The organism is Grimontia sp. AD028, assembly GCF_000973155.1.
GTDB lineage: Bacteria > Pseudomonadota > Gammaproteobacteria > Enterobacterales > Vibrionaceae > Enterovibrio > Enterovibrio indicus.
Genome location: NZ_LASY01000081.1, coordinates 1 through 8,326 on the forward strand (window position 1 = coordinate 1; position 8,326 = coordinate 8,326).

Here is an 8,326-nt window from a genome sequence, read left to right on the forward strand (position 1 = left end):
CGTAAGTGCGGCGAATATTAGCGAGGTCTCGGAAGGCTGTAAACCCCCTTTTTGCATGTTTTAACTCAAATGCTCAAAAAGCCACCAGGAACTATGCATTTTCTTGCTGCACATCAGAAAACCCAACATCTTAAAAATGGGAAATTAACCTTCAAAACGAATTTTAAACTTTCTCGCACCCTGGTTGTCAGTGACTGCTAGAATGCCCATTAACTAAAACAATTCGAACATGACGATGACAAGAAAACTGCTCACCTTCTTTCTTTGCTTTTTTGCCCTTTCACCTGCATTTGCTACCGAACAACCGGAAACCATCAGAGGCGCAGCCTGTTTAGTCTCAGATGATCAAGGTCGTGTGCTAGTCACCCGGGATATTCTGAACAACCGAATTTCAATACCTGGCGGCTTTGTAGATAGTGACAACCCCGCTGATGCTGCGATCCGCGAGACACTCGAAGAGACGGGTATTGCGGTTGAAGTGGTCAAAGAGTTTGCACGGTTAGATAGAGCCGTTTTGTTTGATTGTCGCGCCCTATCCCCTATTGCTATCCATAATCAGGAAGATGGCAATGCCATGGTGGCCAGTTGGCAAGCAGAGCATTTTGGCCGTGAGGTGCGAAATGTTGCCATGATGACGCCAAGCTCTGTAGACATTAAAGAAGTCCGATTCCCCAATCAGGTAAGAATGATCCCAACCTGGTTGGAAACAGCCACCCCCAGTGAAACCACGCACTTTGATGATTTCAGCCACATGAGTGCTGAATTCAATGTGTGGAATGCGTCGATTAACCAAGCGTTCCAAGACGCCATCAAAGCGATGCCTTCCATTTTTGGTGGACTGCTTACAGCGTCCTCGGCAATGGGAAGCGGCATATTGTTCTTCTTGCTTATCCCAATTGCTACGGCATCTGGCGGCGTAAAACGGGTTTCTCAATTGATGTTTACAACCGTCGCTGTCACCTTGATTGTCAGCTTCGCAAAGCTGCATTTTGCTGTTCCCAGACCCTTTTATCTGTTCCCAGATCTTCAGCTTACAGGCGCTTCAGGCTTTGCTTTCCCTAGTGGCCATACAGCGACAGCCTTCGCAGTGTGGGGACTGGTTTATCTGTGGTTGAAACAAGCAGGTAAGGGATATCTCGCTATTTGGTTAATACCGTCGGTATTGGTGGCATTAAGCCGTGTTTATCTTGGTGTCCATTATATCACCGACGTGCTGGCCGGAGCCGTGATTGGCACGTTGGTGGTGTCAATTTCACACGCTTTGACTCAACGCCAGAGCAAAGTTGTTTCGCCAGTATTGTGGGCACTGATTGGCATTGTCACCCTTCCGCTTGCCGCCGCGCAGATCCAGCCAACTTTTCTCTACTGTGCGGCTTTTTCGCTGACTTTCGCTGTGATGCTGCACCTGACCAAAAAGCAAATCCCTGCTATTGATTCACCTTTGGGTAAGAAGGGATTCATCTGGTCATTGCTCAGTGTCGCGGGAGTCGCCGGGCTGATTGGCGGCGTTGGGCAAGTCTCCAACTCAAGTATCGAAATTCTTGCTGCAACCACACTGGGGTTTGCTTTGTTGGCTTTGCTGTTATCTTGGTTGGCTCCTAAACTCAGCAGATAACTCGCCAACAGCCCACCACAAAAAAGAGCGCCCTGAGGCGCTCTTTTCATCTAGAAGACCAATTAGCCTTTCGCGATATCTGCCAGTTCTTTCTCCGCATCATGGTCAATTTCCACATGCGTAATCACACCAGCGTTTGGATCGTTGAAGACTGACTCATCCAGCTTGCCTTCGCTCTTCGCAACAATACAGCTGACTGCCGCATCACCGGTCACGTTAACCGCGGTACGAACCATATCCAGCAGACGGTCAACACCCAGAATAAGGCCGATACCTTCCAGTGGCAGACCAACCTGTGCAAATACCATCGACAGCATGATCAGGCCAACACCCGGCACACCAGCAGTACCGATAGAAGCCAGTACGGCCATCAGAATCACGGTCAGGAAGCCGCCTACACCCAGATCAATGCCGTAGATGTTAGCGATAAATACCGTCGCTACACCCTGCATGATCGCTGTACCATCCATGTTGATGGTTGCACCAAACGGAACGGTGAAAGAACCCACAGAGTTCTTCACACCCATACGCTCAGTCACAGTACGCAGCGTAACAGGAATCGTCGCATTCGAGCTTGCAGTACTGAATGCGAATACCTGCATGTTGCGCGCCTTCTTCATGAAGGTCACGATGTTCAGGCCAGAGAACACTTTCAGGATGGTTGGGATAACCACAAAGAGGTGAACCAGCAGGATACCAATCAGAACAACCACATAGCCAATCAACTCAACAAAGAGCCCCAAGCCGAGGTTGGCCATGGCTTTGGCGATCAAACAGAACACAGCGTAAGGTGCGATTTCCATGATGAGGGTAACCATCTTCATCATGATTTCGTTCAGCACTTCCACCAGTTCAACGACTTTCTTCGCTTCTTTACCCACCATCAAAATACACACACCCATCAGGATGGCGAAGAAGATGATTTGCAGCATCTCGCCTTCGGAAAGCGCATTCACTGGGTTGTTAGGAATGATATCGATAAGCACTTGAGAAAGTGGCGGCGCTTCACGGCCCGAGAACGCAGTATCTGCCGCCATTTGCATGCCGGTACCGATACCGCTGATTGATGCGATTGTGATTGCTACAGCGATCGCAACAGCGGTCGTCAGAATATAAAGCGCGAAAGACTTCGAGCCCACTCTGCCTAGCGTTTTAATGTCACCAATCCCGCATACCCCGCAAATCAGCGAGAAGAGTACCAGCGGAACTACCATCATTTTCAACGCGTTAACAAACATTTTGCCCACAACGTGGAACAAGCCGTTTGTGATGTAGGTGTCAACAAATCCACCTGCTGGGTTTAAACCCAGAATGTTAATAGCAAGTCCAAGAATAATACCGGCTACCAAGCCGACAATAACCTTGGCGGTTAGGCTCATCTTGCCATCACCGTTTGATGCTGCGTCTACCATATTGCCTCCATGACTTTAGTTATGCAGTCGTGAAAACCCTTTCTTTTGTCTTGCTTACTGGCAATTGGCAAAAATTTGCACGAGCTAATTATGCATAATTAGTCACAAAGAGAGATATTCCATTCACTCAATGAGAAAGTGGTTGAATTAGCTTAAAAATTGACCAGTAGCGAGCGACTTATTTCGGGCATCCTCACAACTGGCAATAGATATATCGTGAATTGAAATTCCGCTTTGTCTCGAATTTGAGTGATTTTGAAGTTTTTGTTAACGAGCCATTAACGAAATATGCTGCATGGGAATAAAGATAGATAATTGGCGAGTCTTGCAGCAGGCTCTATCCTGCTGCGACTTCCTGGGAAAGGTTTAAGTGATTCTGTGCGGTCATGAAACTCACGTGGGCTTCAATTAAGGTTTTCGCTTCGCTTTGCCAGTACTCGCCGTCCTGACACTGGCAGTACTCAAGCAGTACCACGACTAAGGCATCCATCCGTTGCAGGCACCATTTCTTCACTTTCAAATCGTGCCCAATGTTGCTGCCCATTTCCTGCATCTTGCTGTAGGCGAATTGGAGGAAAGCGTAAGCGCCTTCGATACTGTCCTGAGCATTAAGGTGATGATGGATGCGCATACACGCATCCAACCAGTAACCAATCGCCTGACTCTTAGACTCATCAATGTATGGAAGAAACAGTGACGGTGGTGCCTGCTTCACCATTTCTTCCAAACAGCAAATCTCATTGATGTTTTGATTGCAGTACCAGTTTTGAACCTCGCCCAACCACACATCCACGGTCAGCTCATTGGACCGATTCATGCCGCCGACTCCCAATTGCGCACAAAGTGATTGTCCGAAACTTTCTGGATTTCAGGCTGCAGTTTCGCACTGAGAATACGAACTTCATCGGCGTTCTGGGAGTAGTTTTCGGTTTGATGGATAAGATCCGCAAATGGCAGATCCGGATCTGGCACGGCAGAAATGAGAAGCTTGGTGTAAGGGTGTTGTGGATTGGAGAGAATCTCCTGCGTATCACCCCACTCTACGATTTGTCCGCGATACATCACCGCCGTTTCTTCCGCAATGTAGTGCGCTGTGGCTAGGTCATGAGTGATGTAGAGAAAACCGATGCTCATCTCTTTCTTCATGCGTTGCATGAGGTTCAACACGCCCAAACGGATTGAAACATCCAGCATTGAGGTTGGTTCATCCGCCAAAATCACTTCTGCACCCACACCCAGAGCCCTTGCCAGATTGATGCGCTGGCGCTGACCACCGCTTAGCTGATGAGGAAACTTGGAGAGACAATCCGGATCCAGTTCGACCAGTTCCATCAGTTCGCGTTGGCGTTGTTTCACTTCCTCTTCGGTCGTGGCCTGGTTGTGGATTTTCAGCGGTCGAGCAATATGGTGATCGATAGTGTGAGCCGGGTTGAGCGAACCAAACGGGTCTTGGAAAACCATCTGTACATTACTGCGGTATTCGCGCAGTGCTTTGCCCGAATTGATGGTGTCGATACTCTGCCCTTTGAACAGAATATCTCCTGTCGTCATCTCATGTACCTTGGTAATAAGACGTGCCACGGTACTTTTTCCGCAACCGGATTCTCCAACAAGCGCTAATGCGCGCCCTTTGTGAAGATCAAAGCTGATGCCGCGCAGTGCTTCAAAGGGTTCTTTTTTGGAGAAACCGCCGCCTGCAAGGAAGGTTTTTGAAACGTTCTTAACTTCAATGATTGGCTGGCTCATGCGGTTGCCCCCTCTTCAAACTTGGCTTTGCTGCCTTCACGGTCGTGAATATTCGGGAAAGAAGCCCAGAGCTTCTTGGTATATTCGTGCTGCGGGTTCTGTCGGATTTCTTTTGAGCTATTCACTTCCACTATTTCACCGTGGCGCATGATGGCAATGCGGTCGCTCAGTTGAGTCATCAAAGCCAGATCATGGGTAATGAAAAGCACAGAGAAGCCAAACTCTTCTTTGAGGGTGAAAATCTGCTGAAGGATTTCGCGTTGCACCACCACATCCAACGCCGTTGTGGGTTCATCCATGATGATAAGTTTCGGACTCAAGCTCAGTGCAATCGCAATCACCAAACGCTGACGCATGCCGCCACTGAACTGGTGCGGGTAGTCTCCCAACCTATCACGGGGAATATTCACCAAGTCCAACATCTTGTAAGCACGATCAATTGCCTCAGCGCGCGTCCAACCTTTGTGGTGGCAAATCACATCCACGAATTGCTCTTCGACCGTGAGCACTGGGTTCAGGGAATTCATGGCACTTTGGAATACCATGGCGATCTCGCTCCAACGAACCGCTGCCAGCTCTTTTTTGGACAGCGTGCGTAGGTTTCTCTCTTCCAGCCAGATTTCGCCGCCGGAAATGTACGCAGGTGGCTTGTGCAGATTGTTTACCGAAAATGCGATGGTACTTTTTCCGCAGCCGGATTCCCCAGCCAAACCGAAGACTTCACCTCGACCAATATCAAAGCTGACCGATTTCACCGCGCGGAAATGACCATCATCCGTGATGTAGTCAACGCAAAGATCTCGAACCCTTAACAAAGGGTCACTATGAAAGGCGTGTTCACTTGCCATGTAGATTCACTCCCAAAACAATATTGAATGCAAATTATTATCATTTCTTTTTGCAGTAAAATAAGTTCTCAAAAAGAGTGAATTAGATCGCACAGTATTGGGGAAGGATCGCAAGCGTCCTTTCAGGTACAATTCCCGCTCATTTCTCTAACCCGTGGTAAGCATGAGTCAATGTCCTGAGTGCGGAAACGCGCTTGAATGCACTGCCGAGTCTGGTCAATGCTGGTGCATGCAGTATCCCAATGTTCTCCCTCCAGCAGCAGAGGACAACCTCTCGTGTCTGTGTAAAACCTGTCTGGCTAAACGCATTAACGAGAAGCTGGAAAACCTCTATCAGGAATACAGCACCAATGACTTGATTCGTCTTGCAAAGCCCTATCGCGAGCAGAAAGAGTTAGTAGAAGGACTGGATTACACCATCGAACGTGGACTTTATGTATTCTCGGCTTGGTACCATTTACGCCGTGGCACCTGTTGTGGCAATGGCTGTCGACATTGTCCCTTTGGAAAATCCGAACCCACAAGCTACAACAACGTGGGCTAAATCACGGACTGATTGAAGTTCTTAGCTGAAAATACGCCGCTTTTTTTCACTCAAACAAGACAATCCAGAAAAATGAAAATCGTTGCTGTCACTGCCTGCCCTACAGGTATCGCCCACACTTATATGGCTGCTGCTGAACTCAAAAAAGCAGCGCAACAAATCGGTATTCAAATCGCAGTAGAAACCCAGGGCGCGATGGGTATTGAGAACCCACTCAGCATTCAGGATATCGCCCGCGCGAATGTGGTATTGATTGCCTCAGACATTGAAGTAGAAGACCGCGCCCGTTTCACTGGCAGTAAAATCCACTGTGTGACCATTGAAGAAGTCTTGACGGATCCCGTGAAAGTATTGGAGCGCTGCAAAACATTATGATCACCCGGAGGATCACCTTCTTTGTTGATGAAGAAGGCTTGGCAGCATGGAGGCTGAACCGTCTGAAAACGCTGGCGGGCTATTTCCGATCCGTCACGATGTTCTGCAATATCTCCCAGCGCAAACAAGCCAGTGTCGAACACCCTATAAGGATGATGAGCCTGAGTATAAAGCCGGGCGATCTCTGCCAGTTATTGATTGAAGGGTCTGATGCCGAGCTTGCTTCCATGGTGCTCACCGATTTTCTGGATGAACATGCTCACGTACTTTCCGGTGGCAAAAATAGTGCGCCATTTGAGCCTTCAGATCATGTCACCCTACCCTTCACGGGCTGCATCCACCGCATTGATAGATCTCCACTAGATAAACACGCGTTATTGGCAGAGTTCGCCCTGAAAGTTTCAATGACTGAACCTGCCAGTCAGGAAGACTTGTTCAACGCGCTGTATAAACGGGAGAGTGTTTCGGCAACCTGTATGGGCAATGGTATTGCACTGCCCCATATCATTTCGCCGAATGTCAGCAAGGCGCATCTGATGATAGCGACCACAGCGTTGCCATTGGACTGGGGCTCACAGCGCGGTGATGTGACTCGGGTGATAGGAATGATGCTCCCTGCGCCACCGGTTCGCGATCACGTGGTCGCCTTTTCTGGCTTTTCTCAATTGCTATTAGAAGAACATTTCTGCCGCTATCTGACCGATAATCAGGATGCGGATATTCTGGAAACCATCATCGTTCATTCCCTTTCCAACGCGTCAGTCTGAGCCCCGATATTCAGACGGTGTCATGCCAGTTTTGGACTTAAACACGCGGTAAAAGTAATTCACATCCTGAAAGCCGCAACGGGTTGCCACTTCCCCCAACCGAAAGTCATAACGTTTCAACATGAACTTAGCTCGGTCTATCCGCACCCAGGTAATGTAATCCGCCATCCGCATATGGCCTTGCTGTCGGAAAAGCCGCGACAGGTGATTCGGCGTGATATTGAAGCGGTGCGCTATCGACTCACGCGTGATGTGGCGGTGAAAGTTCTCCTGAATGTAGATACAAATCCCCTGATACAAATCTTCCACCCGGTTACGTGTACCAGCAGCAGGCGCGGTAAGCATCTGCTGGCAATAGCTCAACAGCGCATGGAGCAGGTATCCATCCATCGGCGTTTGCACGGGCTCTTTGGCAAGTGTATTCAGCGCAGCGAGAATATGGTCAATCGCATGGCCGGTTCGGGTTTGGAGACTGTACTTTTGCACGTCATAAAAACCCGGTTGATTCTTAGCCTTACTCACCAAACTGAAGCCCAGTTGGCGCTTGCCGAACAGAAGGCTAAGAACGGAACAGTCTGTATCCCAGTTGGGTTTGTTCCAACTGTTTGGCGGCACATACAAAGCATCCCCTGCCAATAGTTTCGATTCAGTGATCGACTTGTCGGGGTTTTCCAAAAGGTTGGGATATTCACCGCTGATCACCAGTTCAACGCGAGGAAAATTGACCTGATAACTGAATTGAGGTGGCGTCACCTGATCGCTCGCAAACCAGATGCGATTGAAGTGTTCGCGCTCTGCCAGAAGATTCTCCAGCAGCAGTTGAAAGACCTGACTCATGGTTGTTTTATATAGGGGCTGTTGACCTTTGGTGGTGAAATTTTGTTCTAGCCCTAAACGTTTTAGGCGCGGCGAGGTGTGTGCCGCCTAGTCACTTCTAAGCAAATACACCTCAACAAAGCATAAAACGTTTAGGGTACGGGACGCGTAGTCGAACCCTTTGGGCAGCGTTTGTGGGGACT

At 48.9% G+C, this 8,326-nt stretch carries 9 protein-coding genes; 4 read left to right on the top strand and 5 right to left on the bottom strand.

Annotated features, from left to right (window positions below; genetic code table 11):
- Positions 1-229: 229 nt before the first annotated feature.
- Positions 230-1,615, top strand: a complete 1,386-nt coding sequence (locus tag RN22_RS17570; RefSeq protein WP_082111435.1) for a bifunctional NUDIX hydrolase/phosphatase PAP2 family protein — start codon at positions 230-232, stop codon at positions 1,613-1,615.
- 62 nt (positions 1,616-1,677) lie between these two features.
- Here the strand turns inward: RN22_RS17570 and RN22_RS17575 are convergent, their stop codons facing one another.
- From RN22_RS17575 to RN22_RS17590, 4 genes are all read right to left on the bottom strand, one after another.
- On the bottom strand, positions 1,678-3,027 hold the full coding sequence (locus RN22_RS17575; protein ID WP_002541690.1) for a dicarboxylate/amino acid:cation symporter: 1,350 nt from the start codon (positions 3,025-3,027) through the stop codon (positions 1,678-1,680).
- A gap of 337 nt (positions 3,028-3,364) precedes the next feature.
- Positions 3,365-3,844, bottom strand: a complete 480-nt coding sequence (locus RN22_RS17580; RefSeq protein ID WP_046306239.1) for a hypothetical protein — start codon at positions 3,842-3,844, stop codon at positions 3,365-3,367.
- On the bottom strand, positions 3,841-4,773 hold the full coding sequence (locus tag RN22_RS17585) for an ABC transporter ATP-binding protein (RefSeq protein ID WP_046306241.1): 933 nt from the start codon (positions 4,771-4,773) through the stop codon (positions 3,841-3,843). The genes RN22_RS17580 and RN22_RS17585 overlap by 4 nt, the downstream gene beginning before the upstream one ends.
- Complete coding sequence (locus tag RN22_RS17590) at positions 4,770-5,621, bottom strand: ABC transporter ATP-binding protein (protein WP_046306243.1); 852 nt, start codon at positions 5,619-5,621, stop codon at positions 4,770-4,772. Before RN22_RS17590 ends, RN22_RS17585 begins: the two co-directional genes overlap by 4 nt.
- Before the next feature lie 163 nt (positions 5,622-5,784).
- On the opposite strand from RN22_RS17590, the gene RN22_RS17595 reads away from it, so the two are divergent.
- From RN22_RS17595 to RN22_RS17605, 3 genes are all read left to right on the top strand, one after another.
- Positions 5,785-6,165 carry a cysteine-rich CWC family protein gene (locus RN22_RS17595; RefSeq protein ID WP_156168228.1) on the top strand — a complete coding sequence of 127 codons (381 nt, stop codon included), beginning with the start codon at positions 5,785-5,787 and terminating at the stop codon, positions 6,163-6,165.
- 72 nt (positions 6,166-6,237) lie between these two features.
- Complete coding sequence (locus RN22_RS17600; protein ID WP_002541683.1) at positions 6,238-6,540, top strand: PTS fructose transporter subunit IIB; 303 nt, start codon at positions 6,238-6,240, stop codon at positions 6,538-6,540.
- A complete protein-coding gene (locus RN22_RS17605) occupies positions 6,537-7,307 on the top strand; it encodes a PTS sugar transporter subunit IIA (protein ID WP_046306248.1) in 771 nt (256 codons plus the stop codon). Before RN22_RS17600 ends, RN22_RS17605 begins: the two co-directional genes overlap by 4 nt.
- Here RN22_RS17605 and RN22_RS17610 read toward each other — a convergent pair.
- Positions 7,299-8,144 carry an AraC family transcriptional regulator gene (locus RN22_RS17610; protein ID WP_046306250.1) on the bottom strand — a complete coding sequence of 282 codons (846 nt, stop codon included), beginning with the start codon at positions 8,142-8,144 and terminating at the stop codon, positions 7,299-7,301. The genes RN22_RS17605 and RN22_RS17610 overlap by 9 nt on opposite strands.
- Positions 8,145-8,326: the final 182 nt, after the last annotated feature.

Excerpts from the sequence above, each read along its gene's own strand:
- RN22_RS17600 (WP_002541683.1), top strand. The coding sequence starts at position 6,238 with ATGAAAATCGTTGCTGTCACTGCCTGCCCTACAGGTATCGCCCACACT.
- RN22_RS17605 (WP_046306248.1), top strand. The coding sequence starts at position 6,537 with ATGATCACCCGGAGGATCACCTTCTTTGTTGATGAAGAAGGCTTGGCA.
- RN22_RS17570 (WP_082111435.1), top strand. The coding sequence starts at position 230 with ATGACGATGACAAGAAAACTGCTCACCTTCTTTCTTTGCTTTTTTGCC.
- RN22_RS17610 (WP_046306250.1), bottom strand. The coding sequence starts at position 8,144 with ATGAGTCAGGTCTTTCAACTGCTGCTGGAGAATCTTCTGGCAGAGCGC.
- RN22_RS17575 (WP_002541690.1), bottom strand. The coding sequence starts at position 3,027 with ATGGTAGACGCAGCATCAAACGGTGATGGCAAGATGAGCCTAACCGCC.
- RN22_RS17595 (WP_156168228.1), top strand. The coding sequence starts at position 5,785 with ATGAGTCAATGTCCTGAGTGCGGAAACGCGCTTGAATGCACTGCCGAG.
- RN22_RS17585 (WP_046306241.1), bottom strand. The coding sequence starts at position 4,773 with ATGAGCCAGCCAATCATTGAAGTTAAGAACGTTTCAAAAACCTTCCTT.
- RN22_RS17580 (WP_046306239.1), bottom strand. The coding sequence starts at position 3,844 with ATGAATCGGTCCAATGAGCTGACCGTGGATGTGTGGTTGGGCGAGGTT.
- RN22_RS17590 (WP_046306243.1), bottom strand. The coding sequence starts at position 5,621 with ATGGCAAGTGAACACGCCTTTCATAGTGACCCTTTGTTAAGGGTTCGA.